The 17,791-nt window shown below is 70.0% G+C and carries 21 protein-coding genes; 9 read left to right on the top strand and 12 right to left on the bottom strand.

The genetic code is table 11. From position 1 onward, the window contains the following. Positions 1-31 precede the first annotated feature (31 nt). The 6 genes from RM788_RS12890 to RM788_RS12865 form a co-directional block, all read right to left on the bottom strand. Entirely contained in the window at positions 32-631 is a 600-nt protein-coding gene (locus tag RM788_RS12890) for an MBL fold metallo-hydrolase (protein WP_315931869.1), read from the bottom strand. Further along, complete coding sequence (locus RM788_RS12885; protein ID WP_315931868.1) at positions 631-1,716, bottom strand: S-(hydroxymethyl)mycothiol dehydrogenase; 1,086 nt, start codon at positions 1,714-1,716, stop codon at positions 631-633. The genes RM788_RS12890 and RM788_RS12885 overlap by 1 nt, the downstream gene beginning before the upstream one ends. A gap of 58 nt (positions 1,717-1,774) precedes the next feature. Further along, positions 1,775-2,293 (bottom strand): VOC family protein, encoded by a 519-nt coding sequence (locus RM788_RS12880; RefSeq protein ID WP_315931867.1) that lies wholly within the window; start codon positions 2,291-2,293, stop codon positions 1,775-1,777. A 214-nt stretch (positions 2,294-2,507) separates the two neighbouring features. After that, positions 2,508-2,789, bottom strand: a complete 282-nt coding sequence (locus tag RM788_RS12875; protein ID WP_315931866.1) for a DUF4235 domain-containing protein — start codon at positions 2,787-2,789, stop codon at positions 2,508-2,510. Continuing rightward, positions 2,789-3,364, bottom strand: coding sequence for a DUF3618 domain-containing protein (locus RM788_RS12870; RefSeq protein WP_315931865.1), 576 nt, complete (start codon positions 3,362-3,364; stop codon positions 2,789-2,791). Before RM788_RS12870 ends, RM788_RS12875 begins: the two co-directional genes overlap by 1 nt. Next, entirely contained in the window at positions 3,361-3,759 is a 399-nt protein-coding gene (locus RM788_RS12865) for a phage holin family protein (protein WP_315931864.1), read from the bottom strand. Before RM788_RS12865 ends, RM788_RS12870 begins: the two co-directional genes overlap by 4 nt. A gap of 90 nt (positions 3,760-3,849) precedes the next feature. On the opposite strand from RM788_RS12865, the gene RM788_RS12860 reads away from it, so the two are divergent. Then, a complete protein-coding gene (locus RM788_RS12860) occupies positions 3,850-4,836 on the top strand; it encodes a YihY/virulence factor BrkB family protein (protein ID WP_315931863.1) in 987 nt (328 codons plus the stop codon). 22 nt (positions 4,837-4,858) lie between these two features. On the opposite strand, the gene trxA is transcribed toward RM788_RS12860, so the two are convergent. Then, positions 4,859-5,230 carry a thioredoxin gene (gene trxA, locus RM788_RS12855; protein ID WP_106189195.1) on the bottom strand — a complete coding sequence of 124 codons (372 nt, stop codon included), beginning with the start codon at positions 5,228-5,230 and terminating at the stop codon, positions 4,859-4,861. Between the two features lie 160 nt (positions 5,231-5,390). Here trxA and RM788_RS12850 point away from each other — a divergent pair, with 160 nt between their 5' ends. From RM788_RS12850 to RM788_RS12835, 4 genes are read left to right on the top strand one after another with little or no spacing between them, the layout of a single operon-like run. Beyond that, positions 5,391-6,290: an ABC transporter substrate-binding protein gene (locus RM788_RS12850; protein ID WP_315931862.1), complete on the top strand. Its 900-nt coding sequence runs from the start codon at positions 5,391-5,393 to the stop codon at positions 6,288-6,290. After that, complete coding sequence (locus RM788_RS12845) at positions 6,280-7,110, top strand: amino acid ABC transporter permease (RefSeq protein WP_315931861.1); 831 nt, start codon at positions 6,280-6,282, stop codon at positions 7,108-7,110. The genes RM788_RS12850 and RM788_RS12845 overlap by 11 nt, the downstream gene beginning before the upstream one ends. Next, positions 7,107-7,898 carry an amino acid ABC transporter ATP-binding protein gene (locus tag RM788_RS12840; RefSeq protein WP_315931860.1) on the top strand — a complete coding sequence of 264 codons (792 nt, stop codon included), beginning with the start codon at positions 7,107-7,109 and terminating at the stop codon, positions 7,896-7,898. The genes RM788_RS12845 and RM788_RS12840 overlap by 4 nt, the downstream gene beginning before the upstream one ends. 16 nt (positions 7,899-7,914) lie before the next feature. Continuing rightward, on the top strand, positions 7,915-9,645 hold the full coding sequence (locus RM788_RS12835; protein ID WP_315931859.1) for an aminotransferase class V-fold PLP-dependent enzyme: 1,731 nt from the start codon (positions 7,915-7,917) through the stop codon (positions 9,643-9,645). A 242-nt stretch (positions 9,646-9,887) separates the two neighbouring features. Here RM788_RS12835 and RM788_RS12830 read toward each other — a convergent pair whose 3' ends face one another. Next, positions 9,888-10,589 (bottom strand): tRNA ligase subunit PheS family protein, encoded by a 702-nt coding sequence (locus RM788_RS12830; protein WP_315931858.1) that lies wholly within the window; start codon positions 10,587-10,589, stop codon positions 9,888-9,890. A 182-nt stretch (positions 10,590-10,771) separates the two neighbouring features. On the opposite strand from RM788_RS12830, the gene RM788_RS12825 reads away from it, so the two are divergent. The 3 genes from RM788_RS12825 (at position 10,772) to cobM (ending at position 13,438) form a co-directional block, all read left to right on the top strand. Next, positions 10,772-11,164 (top strand): pyridoxamine 5'-phosphate oxidase family protein, encoded by a 393-nt coding sequence (locus tag RM788_RS12825; protein ID WP_315931857.1) that lies wholly within the window; start codon positions 10,772-10,774, stop codon positions 11,162-11,164. Further along, positions 11,161-12,333: a precorrin-6y C5,15-methyltransferase (decarboxylating) subunit CbiE gene (gene cbiE / locus RM788_RS12820; RefSeq protein ID WP_315931856.1), complete on the top strand. Its 1,173-nt coding sequence runs from the start codon at positions 11,161-11,163 to the stop codon at positions 12,331-12,333. The genes RM788_RS12825 and cbiE overlap by 4 nt, the downstream gene beginning before the upstream one ends. 361 nt (positions 12,334-12,694) lie before the next feature. Continuing rightward, on the top strand, positions 12,695-13,438 hold the full coding sequence (gene cobM, locus RM788_RS12815; RefSeq protein WP_315931855.1) for a precorrin-4 C(11)-methyltransferase: 744 nt from the start codon (positions 12,695-12,697) through the stop codon (positions 13,436-13,438). A 5-nt stretch (positions 13,439-13,443) separates the two neighbouring features. On the opposite strand, the gene RM788_RS12810 is transcribed toward cobM, so the two are convergent. Further along, positions 13,444-13,830 carry an SH3 domain-containing protein gene (locus tag RM788_RS12810; RefSeq protein WP_315931854.1) on the bottom strand — a complete coding sequence of 129 codons (387 nt, stop codon included), beginning with the start codon at positions 13,828-13,830 and terminating at the stop codon, positions 13,444-13,446. A gap of 158 nt (positions 13,831-13,988) precedes the next feature. On the opposite strand from RM788_RS12810, the gene RM788_RS12805 reads away from it, so the two are divergent. After that, complete coding sequence (locus RM788_RS12805) at positions 13,989-14,699, top strand: cobalt-precorrin-6A reductase (RefSeq protein WP_399344976.1); 711 nt, start codon at positions 13,989-13,991, stop codon at positions 14,697-14,699. Here RM788_RS12805 and cobJ read toward each other — a convergent pair. Genes cobJ through RM788_RS12790 form a run of 3 tightly spaced genes read right to left on the bottom strand, consistent with a single transcriptional unit; the run spans position 14,674 to position 17,773 of the window. Then, a complete protein-coding gene (gene cobJ, locus RM788_RS12800) occupies positions 14,674-16,128 on the bottom strand; it encodes a precorrin-3B C(17)-methyltransferase (protein ID WP_315931853.1) in 1,455 nt (484 codons plus the stop codon). The genes RM788_RS12805 and cobJ overlap by 26 nt on opposite strands. Continuing rightward, on the bottom strand, positions 16,125-16,751 hold the full coding sequence (locus RM788_RS12795) for a precorrin-8X methylmutase (protein ID WP_315931852.1): 627 nt from the start codon (positions 16,749-16,751) through the stop codon (positions 16,125-16,127). Before RM788_RS12795 ends, cobJ begins: the two co-directional genes overlap by 4 nt. Next, on the bottom strand, positions 16,748-17,773 hold the full coding sequence (locus tag RM788_RS12790; RefSeq protein WP_315931851.1) for a ferredoxin-like domain-containing protein: 1,026 nt from the start codon (positions 17,771-17,773) through the stop codon (positions 16,748-16,750). The genes RM788_RS12795 and RM788_RS12790 overlap by 4 nt, the downstream gene beginning before the upstream one ends. Positions 17,774-17,791: the final 18 nt, after the last annotated feature.

The following is a 17,791-nucleotide window of genomic DNA, read 5'->3' as shown; positions in this document are numbered from 1 at the left end:
GAGCCGTGGCGGCTCCCCGGACGGTGGTGGGTCAGACGTTCGCGGTCTCCGCGGCGATGGTCGTGCTGTCGCCGTGTCCGGTGTGGACGATCGTCTCCGGCGGCAGCGCGAGCAGCCGGGCCCTGATCGACGCGACGATGGTGTCGAAGTCCGAGTAGGACCGGCCCGTCGCGCCGGGGCCGCCGTTGAACAGCGTGTCGCCGGTGAAGACGACGCCGAGCGACGGCACGTGGAAGCAGACCGCGCCGGGCGCGTGGCCCGGCGTGTGCAGCACGTGGACGTCCCCGCCGCCGACGGTGACGACCTGCCCGTCCTCCAACGGCCCGTCCGGCGCGCGGTCGGGGTGCGTCAGGTCCCACACGACCCGGTCGGCCGGGTGCAGCAGCACCGGGGCGCCGGTCGCCTCCGACAACGCGGGGGCGACCCGGACGTGGTCGTCGTGCGCGTGCGTGGCCAGGATCGCCACCACGCGGCGGCCGTCCACCACCTTGAGGATCGCGTCGACGTCGTGCGGCGCGTCGATCACCACGCACTCCGCGTCGTCGCCCAGCACCCAGACGTTGTTGTCCACGTCGAAGGTCTGGCCGTCCAGCGAGAACGTGCCCGAGGTGACGCCGTGGTCGATCCGCATCAGAAGACCACGACCGAGCGCAGCACGTCGCCCTTGTGCATCTTCTCGAACGCGCCCTCGACGCCGTCGAGCGGGATCTCCTCGCTGACGAACGCGTCGAGGTCGAACCGGCCCTGGAGGTACAGGTCGACGAGCATCGGGAAGTCGCGGCTGGGCAGGCAGTCGCCGTACCAGCTGGACTTGAGCGAGCCGCCGTGGCCGAAGACGTCGATCAGCGGCATCTCGATCTTCATGTCCGGCGTCGGCACGCCGACCAGGACGACCGTGCCCGCCAGGTCGCGGGCGTGGAACGCCTGCTTCCACGTCTCCGGGCGGCCGACCGCGTCGATCACGACGTCCGCGCCGAAGCCGCCGGTCAGCTCCTTGATCGCCTCGACGGCGTCCACCTCGCGGGCGTTGACGAAGTGGGTGGCGCCGAAGCCCTTGGCCCACTCCAGCTTCCGCGGGTCGGTGTCCACCGCGATGATCTTCGCCGCGCCCGCCAGCCGGGCGCCCGCCACCGCACCGTCGCCGACGCCGCCGCAGCCGATGACCGCGACCGAGTCGCCGCAGCCCACGTCGCCGGTGTTCATCGCGGCGCCCAGACCGGCCATCACGCCGCAGCCGAGCAGACCGACGGCGGCGGGGCGGGCGGACGGGTCGACCTTCGTGCACTGGCCCGCGTGCACCAGGGTCTTCTCCGCGAACGCGCCGATGCCGAGCGCGGGGGACAGCTTCGTGCCGTCCTTGAGCGTCATCGGCTGGGCCGCGTTGTGCGTGTTGAAGCAGTACCACGGCCTGCCGCGCTTGCACGCCCGGCACGACCCGCAGACCGCGCGCCAGTTCAGCACGACGAAGTCGCCCGGCTCGACGTCGGTGACGCCCTCGCCGACCTGCTCCACGATGCCCGCGGCCTCGTGGCCGAGCAGGAACGGGAAGTCGTCGTTGATGCCGCCCTCGCGGTAGTGCAGGTCGGTGTGGCAGACCCCGCAGGCCTGGACCCGCACCACCGCCTCGCCGGGGCCGGGGTCCGGGATCACGATGGTCGTCAACTCGACCGGCAGCCCCTTGCCCCGAGCGATCACGCCGCTGACTTCCTGCGCCACTGTTCGTCCTCCGTTTTTCGCCGTGCGTCCGCCAGCCGTGCGTCGCCGTACCGCTGGATCAGCTCATCAGTCGTTCGCCGTCGAAGACTGCCAGTTCCTCGCGGTAGAACTCGATCCCCACGCCGTTGGGGTCGCGGAAGTAGATGCTGTCCTCGACGCCGCGGTCCGGACCGAGGTACTCGACGCCCTCGGCCTCGAGCCTGGCCTTGCCCGTGGCGAACTGCTCGGCCGACACCGACAGCGCGAGGTGCTGCACGGCGCCGATGGTCTCCGCGTAGTCGGCGTGGCCGTGGCCGGGGAAGTCGAAGAACCCCAGCAGGTTGCGGTTGCCGATGTCGAAGAAGAAGTGGCTGGAGCCCGCGTAGTCGCGGTTCTCCACCAGCTCCACCAGCGGGAACCCGAGGAACTCCTGGTAGAACTTGATCGTCGTCTCCACGTCGCGGCAGACCAGCGCGATGTGGTGCACACCCTGCGTCGGCGCCAGGCCGCGTTCGGCGAGCGGCTTGAGGTACTTGCCCCGGAGCTCCTCGCGGCGGGTGCGGATGCTCTCCAGTTCGGCGCCCTCTGGTTGTGGCATGGCGTGCTCCCTCGGTCGCTGGTCGTGCTGCCACCGGCCATGGTAGTTGCGCGTTCAAATTCTTGCCGGACCGCCGGGCGTTGCGCAGCACGCGCAGCGTTCCGCCACACGCAACAAACTGCGCCCGCCGTGCCGTCCTGTCAAGACCGCGACCGGGTCACGCCGAAAAGCGCCCGTTCCACGAGTGGAACGGGCGCTTCGATGGTGGTGGCCGTCAGTTGTCCATGTCGCGCTTGTCGCCGGGCCACTCGCCGGTGATCTTGTCGAAGCCGGTCGCGCCACCGCGGTCGATCGCGGCCTTGACCAGCCCGAAGATCGCCCCCTGCACGGTCGCGGCGATCAGCACCTCGCTCCACTTGCGGTCCTGCTGCGTGGCGCTGGGGGCTTCCTTGTCGCCGGTGGCGAGCTTCCAGACCTGGCCGAACGCGGCGCTGGCGAGCACACCGCCCAGCACGCTGAACAGCAGTCCGAGCGGCTTGTAGAGGAGCTTGTTCATCAGGACCTCCCGCGCCGGACGAGCTTCCACAGCAGGAACAGGACGGCCGCGAGGGCGGCTCCCGCCACCGCCGGGTGCCTGCGGGCCTGCTGCGCCACCGGTTCGGGCAGCGAGTCGACGGCCTCGGCGGCCTTCACCTTGGCCTGCTCGACCTTCGCGGTCACCTGCGGCGGGATCGCGTCGGCCACGTGCGCGGCGGCCTCACCGACCTTGACCCTCGCCTGGTCGACCTTCTCGGTGACCTGCGGGGGCAACGCGTCCACGGCCTGCGCGGTGACGGTGGCGGCCTTCGCCTTCGCCTGCTCCACCTTCACGTTCACCTGCGCGGGCAGCGCGGCCGCGGCCTCGGTCACCTTGTCCTTGGCCTGCACCGCCTTCACGGTCGCCGCGTCCTTGGCGTTCACCGCCGCCTCGGTGGCCTTCTCCTTGGCCTGCAAGGTCTTCTCCTTCGCCCGCGCGGGCACGTCGACCTTGTGCACGAGTGCTTCCACCGTGTCGCCGAGGTCCTGGCGGGTCTTCTCTATGTCGGCGCGCAACGCGGCCGGGTCGCTGGGGACTTCCTTCTTGCCACTCATCGGTGGGCCCTCTCGCTGACGGTGGCGATGTCCTTCTTGACGCCTTGGATGGCCTGCTCCGGCACGGGCGGGGTGCCCTTGTCGATTTGCTTCTTGCCCACCAGGGCGACGATCCCGGCGATCACGAACACGCCCACCGCGACGACGAACGCCGCGAGCCAGGGCGCCATCACCGTGGCGAGGAGCAGCACGAGGCCCGCGATGAGCGACATGATGCCGAACCACGCGAGCACACCGGCCCCACCGAACAGACCGGCTCCCACGCCGACCTTCTTGCCCTTGGCCTGCAACTCCGCGACCGCGAGCTTGATCTCCTCCTGGGCGAGCCTGCTGACCTGTTCCGACAGCTTGCCGACCAGCTGCGCGGTAGACGCTTCCTGCACACTGCTGTCCATGACCGCCTCCTCTCTGAGCAGCGGTTACCCCCTGTTGAGACAAATCAACCACCCGGTGTGGTGAACCTCGATAGTGGTTACCCGGCCCCTATGGCCAGCACAGCGCGTGACACCACCGCGGACGCGGTAAGAGAAGACGAATTGCCCGACGGGCCAACGGATCTGTCCAAGAGGTCGTGGTGGGAGATCCTCAAGCGGACGGTCAAGGAGTTCTCCAAGGACAACCTGACCGACTGGGCCGCGTCGCTGACCTACTACGGCGTGCTGTCGCTGTTCCCCGGTCTGCTCGTGCTCACCGCGCTGCTGGGCCTGCTCGGCCCGTCGGCGACCCAGTCCCTTGTGGACAGCGTCAACAGCCTCGGTCCGGGGCAGGCGCGGGACATCATCGTCGGCGGCATCGAGGAGTTGCAGAAGACGAAGTCGTTCGCGGGCCCGCTGGCGATCATCGGCCTGCTCGCCGCGCTGTGGTCGGCGTCGGGCTACGTCGGCGCGTTCATGCGCGCCTCGAACGCGATCTACGACGTCGAGGAGGGGCGCCCGTTCTGGAAGACGATCCCGCTGCGCCTCGGCCTGACGCTGGGCGTGGTGGCGCTGCTGGTCATCACCGCGGCCGGCATCGGCGTGAGCGGCGGAGTGGCGGAGAAGGTGGGGAGCTTCATCGGCCTCGGTCCGACGGCGGTCACCGTCTGGGGCATCGCCAAGTGGCCGGTGCTCCTGCTGCTGGCGAGCCTCGCGATCGGCCTGCTGTTCTGGGCCTCGCCGAACGTGCGCCAGCCGAGCTTCCTGTGGATCACGCCGGGCGGTCTGATCACCGTCGTGGTCTGGATCGCGGCGTCGCTGGGCTTCGCCTTCTACGTCGCCAACTTCGGCTCGTACAGCAAGACCTACGGCACGCTGGCGGGCGTGATCGTGTTCCTGGTGTGGATGTGGATCTCCAACATCGCGCTGCTGCTCGGCGCGGAACTCGACGCCGAGATCGAACGGGGTAGGCGGATCGAGGCGGGCCAGTCACCGGAGCACGACCCGGTCGCGCCGCCGAGGGACACCCGCGCGATGGACGGCGACCAGGGCGAGTGACCCCGGCCGCCCGTCCGACGGCCTACTCCGCGGGCGCCTGCTGCGCTTCGGCTTCCTTGCGGACCTCGTCCATGTCGACCTTGCGGGCCTGGTCGATCAGGTCCTCCAGCGCGGCCTCGGGCAGCGCGCCCGGCTGCGCGTAGAGCACGACACCCTCGCGGACGATCATCAGCGTGGGGATGGACCGGACCTGGAAGGTCGCCGCCAACTCCTGCTGCGCCTCGGTGTCGACCTTGCCGAACACGATGTCGCCGTGCTTCTCGGACGACTTGTCGTACACGGGGCCGAACTGGCGGCACGGACCGCACCACGAGGCCCAGAAGTCGACCAGGACCATGTCCGAACCGCCGACGACCTCGTCGAAGTTCTTCGTGGTCAGCTCCACCGTGGCCATGCGTCCTCCTAGCTCGACTGCAGTCCTTCTGTCTCGTCCAACGAACGAACGAGCCGCAGGATTCCCCGGTTCATTTCAACTTGCTGTGGACATCTTCAACAAGGAGTTGTAGCTTTTCGCCACCACACCTGGAGGCGCCGTGTTGATCCGAAGGTTCGCCATGACCGCACTCGTGCTGTCCACCCTCGTGGCCTGCGCGAACCCGGACGCGGCCCCACCCGCCGCGTCCGGAGGGGCCAAGCCGTCGACCGAGTCGATCGTGTCGGCGGTGAAGAAGGACGACGTCCTCGCGGCCGGTCTGCCGCCCGCGAGCGCGTCCTCGGGCACGTTGAAGATCGGGTCGAACATCCAGAACCCGCCGAACAACTTCTACGCCGAGGACGGCAAGACGGTCATCGGTTCCGAGGTCGACCTCGCCAAGGCCATCGCCGCCAAGCTCGGGCTCAAGGTCGAGTACAGCGACATGGCGTTCAGCTCGCTGATCACCAGCCTCCAGTCCGGCCGGATCGACATGACGATGGCCGCGATGAACGACACCGCCGAGCGCCAGCAGGCGATCGACTTCGTCGACTACTTCACCTCCGGCATCACGATCATGGTCCAGAAGGGCAACCCCAGCTCCGTCAAGGGCCCGGACGACCTGTGCGGCAAGGGCGTCGCGGTCAACCTCGGCAGCAGCCAGGAGACCTACGCCAAGGAGCAGAGCACGAAGTGCGTCGCCGCGGGCAAGGGCGAGGTCACTGTGACCGCGACCGACAGCGACACGCAGAACCAGAACCAGCTGCGCACCGGCCGCGTCGCCGCGATCCTCAACGACCTGCCGACCGCCGTGTACGTCGCGCAGACCGCGGGCAAGGGCGAGTACTTCGAGGTCGTCAAGGCCGACCCGATCAACGGCGGCCCTTACGGCATCGGCGTGAACAAGGACAACCCGCAGCTCGGCAAGTCGATCCAGGCGGCGTTGCAGGCGCTGGTCGACGACGGCACCTACACCAAGATCCTCGAGTCCTGGGAGGTCTCCCAGGGCGCGATCGCCAAGGTGACCATCAATGGCAAGTGAGGACCTCCAGGTAGTCCCGATCCGGCACTGGGGGCGCTGGGTCGTCGGCGCGCTGATCCTCGGGCTGCTCGCGCTGCTCGTGGTCGCGCTGGCCGACGCGCAGATCCTCTACGAGGACGTGCCCGGCTTCTTCACCCACGAGATCATGCTCGGCGGCCTGGTCAACACCGTGATCCTCGCGGTGTGCGCCCAGGCGGGGGCCATCGTGCTCGGTGTCGTGCTGGCGCTGCTGCGGCGCTCGCCCAACCCGGTCGCCCGCTGGTTCGCGTGGGGCTACATCTGGCTGTTCCGCGGTCTGCCCGTGCTGCTGCAGATCCTGCTGTGGTTCAACCTCGCGCTGGTGTTCAAGTTCATCTCCATCCCGGTGCCGTTCACCGACGCGTTCCTGCTGCACGAGCCGACGAACATCCTCATCACCGCGTTCGTCGCCGCGCTGCTCGGGCTGGGGCTCAACGAGAGCGCCTACATGGCCGAGATCGTCAGGGCCGGGCTCAACAGCGTGGACCCCGGCCAGATCGAGGCCGCCAAGGCCATCGGCATGACGCCGGGCAAGGCGTTCCGGCGGGTCGTGCTGCCGCAGGCGATGCGGGTGATCATCCCGCCCACCGGCAACAACTTCATCAACATGCTCAAGGGCACGTCGATGGCGTCGGTGATCGGGTTCCTGGAACTCATCCACGCGGCCAACCGGATCTCGTCGGGCAACCTGGAGATCATGGAGACGCTGATCGCCGCCGCGCTCTGGTACCTGATCGTCGTGAGCGTCGCGAACGTCGGCCAGTACTACCTGGAACGCGCCTACGGGAAGGGTGTGCGGTGACCGAGCCGCTGGTGCGCGCCCACGGCGTGCGGAAATCTTACAGTTCCACGTCCGCCGGCGGAGCCGGCAATCGGGTGGAGGTGCTCAAGGGCGTGGACCTGACGGTGGACGAGGGGCAGGTGGTGTGCCTGCTCGGGCCGTCCGGCGCGGGCAAGAGCACGTTCCTGCGGTGCGTGAACCACCTGGAGACCATCGACGCGGGCCGCATCTGGGTCGCGGGCCACCCCGTCGGGTTCGTGCTCAAGGGCGGCAAGCTGCACGAGCTGCCCGAACGCGAGGTCGCCACCCAGCGCCGCGACATCGGCATGGTGTTCCAGCGCTTCAACCTGTTCCCGCACCGCACCGCGATGGAGAACGTGACCGAGGGCCCGATCCAGGTGCTCGGCCGCAAACCCGCCGAGGCCCGGCGGGAGGCGCTGGAGCTGCTGACGCGGGTCGGCCTCGGCGACCGCGGCGGCGCGTACCCGCGCGAGCTGTCCGGCGGCCAGCAGCAGCGCGTCGCCATCGCCCGCGCGCTCGCGATGAAGCCCAAGGTCATGCTGTTCGACGAGCCGACGTCCGCACTCGACCCGGAGCTGGTCGGCGAGGTGCTCGACGTCATGGTCGCGCTGGCCCGCGACGGCATGACGATGATCGTCGTCACGCACGAGGTCGGGTTCGCCAGGGAGGTCGCGGACCACGTGGCGTTCATGGTCGACGGCGCCATCGTCGAGTCCGGGTCGGCTCGGGAGGTGTTGGACAATCCGCAGCATCAACGGACTCGGCAGTTCCTCGCGAAGGTCCTCTAGCTTTGGGGTGCTCTAGGTGACCAACCGCATTCCGTCCTCGTACCTGGTCCAGTTCCACGAACCGGAGGGGTACCTGGACTTCGGCCGGTTCGGGCCGCCCTCCCACGCCGTGGTCGAGACGTCCACCCGGCTGCTGGAGGCGTCCGCCGCCGCCGGACCCTCCACGGTCGACGACCTGATGCGGCAGGAGCTGCGCGCCAAGGCCGCCGCCGCCCGGCTGTGCCGCAGCGACACCGACCACGTGACGCTGCTGCCCAACACCAGCACCGGCCTGTTCCAGGTCGCGCTCGGCGTGACCGGCGAGGTCGTCGTCTCGGCCGCGGAGTTCCCGTCCAACACCTACCCGTGGCAGCGGGCGGGCCGCGCCGAAGTGCGGTGGATGCGCCCCGACCGCGGCTGGGTGACCCCGTCGGCGGTGCGCGAGGCGCTCACCCCGGCCACCACGGCGGTGTCGGTGAGCGCTGTCGACTTCCGCACCGGCTACCGCGCCGACCTGGCGGGCATCCGCGAGGTCATCGGCGACCGGCTGCTGGTCGTGGACGGCATCCAGGGCTTCGGCGTCGTCGACGAGCCGTGGGAAGTCGCGGACGTCCTCGTGGTCGGCGGCCAGAAGTGGCTCCGCGCGGGCTGGTCCACCGGCTTCATGGTCCTGTCGGACCGCGCCCTGGAACGCCTCGACCCCCTGATGTCCGGCTGGACCGGCGCCCTCGACGCCGGCCTGTTCGACGACGACGTGCACCCCGTCGCCGAAGGAGCCGCGGGCTGGTCCATCACCAACCTGAGCCCGATCGCCGCCGGCGCCCTCGGGCACGCGCTGGAGTTGGTGGAACTCGCCGGTGTGCAGGCGATCGGCGCCCGCATCGCCACCCGCCTCGACGAGCTCACCGAGCTCGTCCGCGAGGTCGGCGGCACCGTCGTGTCCGCCGAGGACCGGCGCGCGGGCATCCTCGCGTTCACGCTGCCGGACCACCCCGCCCCGGTGGTGGGTTCGGCGCTGGTCGCCACGGGGGTGACCGCGACCGTGCGCCCGGAACACATCCGCCTGACCCCGCACGCCTCCACCACACCGGAGACCATCGCCAGGTTCGGCGCCGCGCTGCGCGAGGTCCGCCGCCCGGTCCCGGTCGCCCACCGCGCGATCGAACAGGCCTCCGGCGGCTCGGACGTCCTCGCCGCACTGGTACCCACGGTCAACAGCCTGGCCGCCGCGCTGGGCGCGGGCACCGAGGTCGTCCTGCACGACCTGGGCTCCCTGCCGAATTCGATCGTCGCCATCGCCGGCGACCTCACCGGCCGCGAGGTCGGCGGCCCGATGACCGACCTCCTGCTCGGCCTCGTCCGGCGCGGCACGACGCAGGACCTGACCAACTACGAGACCTACGCGCCGGACGGCCGCGTCATCCGCTCGTCCACGGTGTTCCTGCGCGACTCCGACGGCGTCGCCGTCGGCTGCCTGTGCGTCAACAGCGACCAGGCCGCCACCGGCCGCGCCGAACGCGTCGTCGAGACCTTCCCCGGCGACGTGGACACGTTGCAGCGCCTGCTGGTCGAACGCGCCGTGGCCGACGCGGAGGTCCCGGTGGACCTGATGAAGAAGACCCACAAGTCCCAGGTCGTCAGGGTCCTGGACGACGCGGGCTACTTCCTGATCAAGGACTCCGTCGACCACCTGGCAGGCGCACTGGAGGTCACCCGCTACACCATCTACAACTACCTCAACGAGATCCGGGGCACCGCAAAGGCTTGAGGGAAGCAGTAGCCCAAGGGAAAGCAGTAGCCCAAGGGAAAGCACACCACCGCCGGGAAGCACGCAACCATCGGGAAAGCACGCAACCGCACGGGAAGCACGCAAGCGTGGGCGATTTGACTTGGGTTTTTTGGGCCTATAATTGGTCGGCGGGCATCTCCACCACCTGCCCTTTTACGCCGACAAGGCCCAAAAAAGGGGCCCCAAGTCAAATCGCCCACACCCACACGAGACTCCCGGCCCTAAACCGGCTGATACGGCGCCAAATCGACCATCTGCCCAGCAGCCACGGCAGCAGTCAACAACCGAACATCCGGCACCCCCTTGCGCAGCATCAGCAACCGGTCCAACCCCAACCCCAGAGCGACACCGGTCACCTCCCCCGGAACACCCGCCCGGTCGAGCACATGCCGCGCGACCCGACCACACCCCCCGACCTCGACCCACCGCCCGTCCACCAGCACGTCGACGTGAGCCCCCTCCTCGACGTACGGGTAGACATCCGGGATCAGTCGGACCGTGACGTCCGGCAGGGCTCCCCGAACGGCCCGCACGACCAGGTCGCCCACGTCGCGAACCGTCCGGCCGAGCCACCAAAGATCGACCTGGTGCGGCGCGCGCGTGTGCAGCCGGTCCACCGGGTCATTGCGGTAGATCGGCCCGGAGCAGGCGAGCAGCACCTCCCACGGACCACCTTCGGCGGCCAGGGCGCGCAGGGCGGGCGGCACCATCGCGGTCGTGTGGGTGCGCAGCAGGAGCCCGGTCGTGCTGCCGTCGGCGGGCAGGCCCAGGTTCGTGCAGTTGTCCGCGACGGTGGTCACCGGATCCTCGCGGACCACCCGCGGTTCCGCGGTGTCGCGGACCGCGGCGAGGACGTCGTCGAGGATCAGCTGGACGGCGTGGAGACCCTGTGCGGGATCGGTGAGGTCACGTGAAAGCAACATGGTGGTGTCCCATCGGTGAGCTGGTGGACTGGCGGGGGAGACCCCTCGGCCGGTCCGTCACCGGGAAACCGCTCAGCGCACGCCGACGACCCCGGCGACCGGTGCTCCCGGCCGGGGGTGGCTAAATCGACGCGTCACGTGCATGGAGCAACGGTAGCAGCAGGATCAAGCATGATGTGCGCATGCTGACCGACAAGGGCGCCGACTTCGGGGAGTTCTGGACCGAGCGCCACCTCTGCACGCTGACCACCATGCGCGCCAACGGCACCCCGCACGTCGTGCCCGTCGGCGTGACGCTCGACGTGGAGACGGGGATCGCGCGGGTGATCACCTCCGGCGGCTCGCACAAGGTGCGGCACGTCCTCGCCGCGGGCGAGGAAGGCGCGCGGGTCGCGGTGTGCCAGGTGGACGGACGCCGGTGGTCCACGCTGGAAGGCCGTGCCGTCGTGCGGCGCGAACCGGACGCGGTCGCGGAAGCCGTCCGGCGCTACGCCGAGCGGTACCGCACGCCCAGGGTGAACCCCGAGCGCGTCGTGATCGAGATCAAGGTCACCAGAGCGCTGGGGACCGTGTGATCGCCGTCGTCGTGGTCGGCATCGGGGTCGACGGCTGGGACGGCCTCTCCCCGACCGCCAAAGCGGAGATCGAGGCCGCCCAGGTGCTGATGGGCAACGCCCGGCAACTGGAGATGGTGCCCGGCGACTTCGAACGGATCACCTGGCCATCCCCGATGCTCCCCGCCCTCCCCGGCCTGTTCGAGGCGAACCGGCACCGCCGCGTGTGCGTGCTGGCCAGCGGCGACCCGATGTTCCACGGCATCGGCTCCACCCTGGTCCGAATGCTCGGCCCCGACCGCGTCCGAGTCGTACCGCATCCGTCCTCCGTGTCGTTGGCCTGCGCCCGCCTCGGCTGGGCGGTCGACGACGTCGAGGTCATCAGCATGGTCGCCCGCCCAGTGGAACTGCTCCACCCCGTCATCCACTCCGGCCGCCGCATCCTCGTACTCGGCTCCACCCCCGCGTCCGTCGCGGACCTGCTGTCCGAACGCGGCTACGGGGAAAGCAAGTTGACAGTGTTGGAACGCCTGGGCGGCCCAGACGAACGCGTGCACACAGATCTGTCCTATGTGGACCCCCTGCACATACTCGCCGTCGAATGCGTGGGCACCAAGGTACTTCCACGCATCCCCGGCCTCCCGGATGAAGCCTTCGAGCACGACGGCCAACTCACCAAACGCGAAGTCCGAGCCATCAGCCTCGCCCAACTAGCACCAGTACCAGGCCAACTCCTGTGGGACGTCGGCGCGGGCGCAGGCAGCATCGCCATCGAATGGGCCCGCGTACACCCGTCATGTCGCGCCATCGCCATCGAACACCACCCCGACCGCGCCGAACGCATCAACCGCAACACCAAAACCCTTGGCGTACCAGGCGTACACGTAGTAATCGGCAAAGCCCCCGAGGCCCTGACCGACCTCGAACGCCCATCAGCCATCTTCATCGGCGGCGGCCTCACCGCCCCCGGCCTCCTGGCAGCCTGTTGGGACGCCCTACTACCCGGCGGCAGACTCGTCACCAACGCCGTAACCATGGAATCCGAATCCGTCATCGCCGCCTGGCACCCCAAACTCGGCGGCGACCTGACCAGAATCGCCATCAACCGAGGCTCCCCGGTCGGCACCTTCACCGGCTGGCGCCCCCACATGCCGGTCACCACCTGGGCCGTCACAAAGGAAGCCGAGTGACGCCTTGTCGGCAAAGCCGATGCCCTGTCCGGCGCAGCTCGGATGCCAGCCGACGCGCAGCGAGGTGCCTTGTCCGACGCGGAGCGAGGATGCCCTGTCGGGCGGAGCCCGATGCTGGCGCAGCCAGACCTACCCCTGCACCCCGATCCGAAGCCATCTCTAGGCTTGACGGAGCTTGTCAAGGCATCTTTCCCGCCTTGACAAGATTCGCCAAGCCTAGAACACTCGGCGACCGGGGTAAAGCCACCCCAACCACAACGCAACCCGAGCCGCACCCCCACCACCCAAACCGGCACCCCACCCCCTGAACCAGCACCCCAAGAAAGGAGCAGGCGCTCCCCACGGACGCGCCCAACACCCAATGACCATCCACTTCATCGGCGCAGGCCCCGGCGCCGCCGACCTCATCACCCTCCGCGGAGCCAAACTGATCGGCTCCTCCCCAACCTGCCTCTACGCAGGCGCCCTGGTCCCCACCGAACTCCTAGACCTCTGCCCCCCCAACGCCAACAAGATCGACACCGCCAACCTCACCCTCGACGAAATCACCACCGCCCTAACCGAAGCCCACAAATCCGGCCACGACGTAGCCCGCCTCCACTCCGGCGACCCCTCCGTCTTCAGCGCCATGGCCGAACAGATGCGCCGACTGGACGCCGCAGGCATCCCCTACGACGTCACCCCCGGCGTCCCGGCGTTCGCCGCCGCAGCCGCCTCCCTAAAACGAGAACTCACCATCCCCGGCGTCGGCCAGACCGTCATCCTCACCCGCACCTCCGCCCGCGCCACCCCGATGCCACCCGGCGAGGACCTCACCACCCTCGGCGCGTCCGCCGCCACGATGGTGCTGCACCTAGCCGTCCAGCGAATCGAAGAAGTAGTCGCCGAATTGATCCCGAATTATGGCGAGGATTGTCCAGTGGCCGTCGTAGCCCGCGCAAGCCGCAACGACGAAGTGATCTTGCGCGGCAGTTTGGCGGATATCGCCGAAAAAGTTCTTTCCGCCGATATCCGCCGCACCGCGGTAATCGTGGTGGGCCGCGTTCTAGGAGCTACCCAGTTCCTGGACAGCCACCTCTACTCGGCCGACCGCTGCCGTACCTGACCCGGTCAGCACTTGTTGGCGGCACCGCTGTTGACCAACAGCGAGTCCTTGATCCAGCCCTGCCTGCCGGTGGTGTTGTCCCGCACGTGGCTCCACGTGCCGCCCGCACCGTACTTCCAGCAGTGCAGGGTGACCGAGTGGCTGGTCTGGGCCTGCCCCACCGACGTGCAGGTGGTGCTCGGTCCGGTGCGGATGTTCGCCGCGGTCAGGACGAACTTGCCCGTCCGGTTGTCCTTGTTGGACCAGTCGTTGTCCGGACAGGTCGACTGCGCCGTCACGCCCACTTCTCCCGGAGGCGCGGCGAACGCCGTCGCCGCGCCCAGAACGAGCGAACCGGTGGCCACGACCGCCACGCCGAACGCGGCCGCGACAGATTTGTGAATGGATTTCATTTCGAGATTCCTCCCCCTGTGAACACTGGAGAGGCCCCAGAGAATCCCCCGATTCATCCTCCCCAGCTGATATCCAGATTTGCAGGAAGCGCGTTCGGTGTCAATCACTCGATAGTGCGGTCCGATCGGTCCGCGAATAACATGATCCGGTGATCCTGATCCTCGGCGGAACCGGTGAGGCGCGACGGCTGGCGGCGGAGCTGCCCGGCCGCGTGATCTCGTCGCTGGCTGGCCGCGTGACCGATCCGCGGCTGCCGGAGGGCGAGGTGCGGGTCGGCGGGTTCGGCGGGGTCGACGGGCTGGTGGAGTGGTTGCGCGCCAACGGGATCACGGCCGTGGTCGACGCCACGCACCCGTTCGCCGCGCGCATCACCGCGAACGCGGTCGAGGCCACCGCTCGGGTCGGGATCCCGCTGCTCGTGCTGCGGCGTCCGGGCTGGACGCCCGAACCCGGCGACGACTGGCGGTGGGTTGACTCGCTGGAGGAGGCAGCGGCGGACCTGCCCGGCGACCGGGTGTTCCTCACCACGGGGCGGCAGGACATCGGCGTGTTCGCCGGGTGCGGGCAGTACTTCCTGGCCCGCTCGGTCGAACCGCCGGAACCCCCGCTGCCGCGACGCGTCCACGTGCTGCTCGACCGGGGACCGTTCACAGTGGACGGTGAGGTGGAACTGATGCGGGCGCACGGGATCGACGTGCTCGTCACCAAGGACAGCGGGGGAGCGCAGACGGCCGCGAAGCTGGTCGCGGCCCGCCTGCTCGGCGTTCCCGTCGTGGTGGTGCGGCGCCCGCCGGCCCCGGCCGCGGAGACCGTGGACTCGGTCGCCGCGGCCGCGGAGTGGGTCAGGCGGGGTAGCGGCGGGGCGTGAACACCTGGCCCCTGCCGGTGGTCCTGGTCGTGGTCGAGCCGATCAGCAGCAGGCAGCGCATGTCCACCACCGCTGGGTCGAGGTCCGCCAGCCGCACGACCCGGACGTCCTCCTGCGGGCCGCCGACGTCCCGGCCGATCACCACGGGGGTGTCCGGCGACCGGTGCGCCAGCAGGAGGTCCCGCGCCGCCTCGACCTGCCACGTCCTGCTGCGCGACGCCGGGTTGTAGATCGCCAGCACCAGGTCCGCCTTCGCCGCGGCCTCCAGCCTCCCGGCGATGACCTCCCACGGCTTCAAGCGGTCCGACAGCGACACCACGCAGTAGTCGTGCCCCAGCGGCGCGCCGACCCGGCTGGCCACCGCGTGCGCCGCGGTCAGCCCCGGCAGCACGCGCACCGGCACCGACGAGAACTGCTCCTCGTCGCCGACCTCCAGCACCGCGCTGGCCATCGCGAACACACCGGGGTCACCGGAGGACACGACGACGACCCGCGAGCCGGACTTGGCCAGGTCCAGCGCGAACGCGGCGCGCTCCGCCTCGACCTTATTGTCCGACGGGTGCTTGCGCTGGTGCGGGTTCGGCGGCACGCGGTCGAGGTACGGGCCGTAGCCGATCAGGTCGTCGGCCGACGCCAGCGCGGTCCGCGCCTCGGGCGTCAGCCACTCCCGCCCGGCCGGGCCGAGGCCGACCACGACGACCTCGCCGGCGGTCGTGCGCTCGCGCACCCTGCTGGGCAGCACGGCGAGCGAGAAGTACGGCACCGTGTCCGGGTCCACTTCGGACAGCGGTGACGTCCGCTGCTTGCCGGTGGTGGCCCGCTCCACGTACCACGCGTCGTCCAGCCGACCGGACGCCTCCAGCGCCGCGCGCACGCCCTTGAACGTGCGGCCCAGCTTCATCACCGCCGCGGAATCGGTGTGCGCCAGGTGTTCGGCGAGCACGTCGGGCGGCAGCGTGCCGGGCAGGATCGTCAGCACCTCGTCGCGCTCCACCAACGGCCTGCCGAGCACCGCCGACCCCGCGCTCACCGACGTCACACCGGGCACGACCTCGGTCGGGTACCGGTCGGCCAACCGCTTGTGCAGGTGCATGTACGAGCCGTAGAAGAACGGGTCGCCCGCCGCCAGCACGACCACGTCCCGGCCCGCGTCCAGGTGCGCGGCCAGCCGCGCGGCGCACTCGACGTAGAACGCGTCGATCTCGCCCTGGTAGTCGTCGGAGTCCTCGGTGGTCACCGGGTAGACGAGCTGCTCCTCGATCTGCCCCTCGCGCAGGTACGGCGCCGCGGTCGCCCGCGCGATGCTCCGCCCGTGCCGCGCGCTGTGGAACACGACCACGTCCGCCGCGCCGATCAGCCTGGCGGCCTTGACCGTGACCAGTTCCGGGTCGCCGGGACCCACCCCGACGCCGTAGAGCCTGCCCGTCATTCTTCCTCGCTCGCGATCGCGTTGAGTGCCGCCGCGGTGATGGCGCTGCCGCCCCGGCGCCCGCGCACGACCAGGTACTCCAGCCCGAGGGCGTTGGCCGCCAGGGCTTCCTTCGACTCCGCGGCACCGATGAAGCCGACCGGGATCCCCAGCACGGCAGCGGGTCGCGGCGCACCGGCGTCGATCATCTCCAGCAGCCGGAACAGCGACGTGGGCGCGTTGCCGATCGCGACGACCGACCCCTCCAGGTGGTCGCGCCACAGTTCCATCGCCGCCGCGCTGCGCGTGGTCTCCAGCCGCCCGGCCAGGTGCGGCACGCGGCTGTCGCCCAGGGTGCAGATCACCTCGTTGTCGGCGGGCAGCCGCTTGCGGGTCACGCCCGCCGCGACCATGGTGGCGTCGCACAGGATCGGCGCGCCCGCCAGCAGCGCGGCGCGCGCGTTCGCGACCACGTCGGCCGAGTAGGCGATGTCGGGCACCAGGTCGACCATGCCGCAGGCGTGGATCATCCGGACCGCCACGCGCGCGATGTCGGCCGGTAACCCGCGGAGGTCCGCCTCCGCGCGGATCGTGGCGAACGACCGGCGGTAGATCTCGGCGCCGTCCTGGATGTAGCTCGTCAACTCGTCTCCTCGTAGTCGTCGCCGGTCGCGACGAACTCGATCACGTCTCCGGACGGTCGTCCGCAGCGTCGGGCGCAGCCGGACCAGTGGACCGGGCGGGTGTGCGGGGTGCCGAGCCAGTTCCGGGCGTCGGCGCGGACGTCGGCCAACGACTTCGCGCAGCCCGGTCGTCCGGTGCAGGCCGTGACGCCGTGCCAGGGGGAGTCGGGGTCGGTGATGAGGCCGAGCCCGGTGAGGTCGGGAGCGCCGGGCACGACCAGGCTGCGCCACGGCGTGAGGCGGACGGGGAAATCGGCGAGGGCGGCGGCTTGGCGGGCGTCGAGGCGGCCGAGCGGCGCGCCGACGACGAACCGGTCGCCCGCCGGGCCGGGCAGCGGGGGAGAGGTGGAGACGGTGATCCGCTCGGCGGTGGGAGTTCCGAGAGCCGCGATGATCCGGGTCACGACCTCGGGCACCTCGGCCAGCCGCCACGCGCTGCCGCGTTCGGCGGCGAAGATCCGGGCGGCCTCGATCACGGCGGCCACGGGGTTCGCCGGGCGCAGTCCGGTGTCCTGGCCCGCGAGCAGGAGCGCGTCGCCGATCAGACCGATGTCGCCGCCCAGTCCGGCGACCGGCGCGCCGACGGTGACGAGGAAGCGGCCGGGCAGGTCGGCGAGTTCGGGAGTGGCGCAGAGCACGGCGTCCAGCTCGTCCACGACGGTCTGGGTGTCGTCGGAGAGGGGCGCGGCGATGATGTTGCGCACACGTTCATGGGTCAGGGAGGGCAGCAGACCCGCCGCGGCCATCCGGTCGCCGAGCTCGAACTGGGCCCCGTCGGCCAGTCCGCGGATCTGGAAGTTGGCCCTGGAGGTCAGTTCCAGCTGCCCGTCGCCGAGGTCGGCCGACGCGGTCACGACGGCTCTGAACTGGACTTTCGTCAGTGAACCGCCGGGAATCCGGATGCGCGCCAACCCGCCGTCGGCAGCGGGGTGCACGTCGATCGCGCCTGGACAGGCGTCGGCGTGAGTTCGCTCTGTTGGCACGCGCCGGATGCTACGTGA

Source organism: Umezawaea sp. Da 62-37 (assembly GCF_032460545.1).
GTDB lineage: Bacteria > Actinomycetota > Actinomycetes > Mycobacteriales > Pseudonocardiaceae > Umezawaea.
The sequence above is the reverse complement of the archived record's forward strand: the minus strand, read 5'-3'. Positions and strand labels throughout refer to the sequence as shown.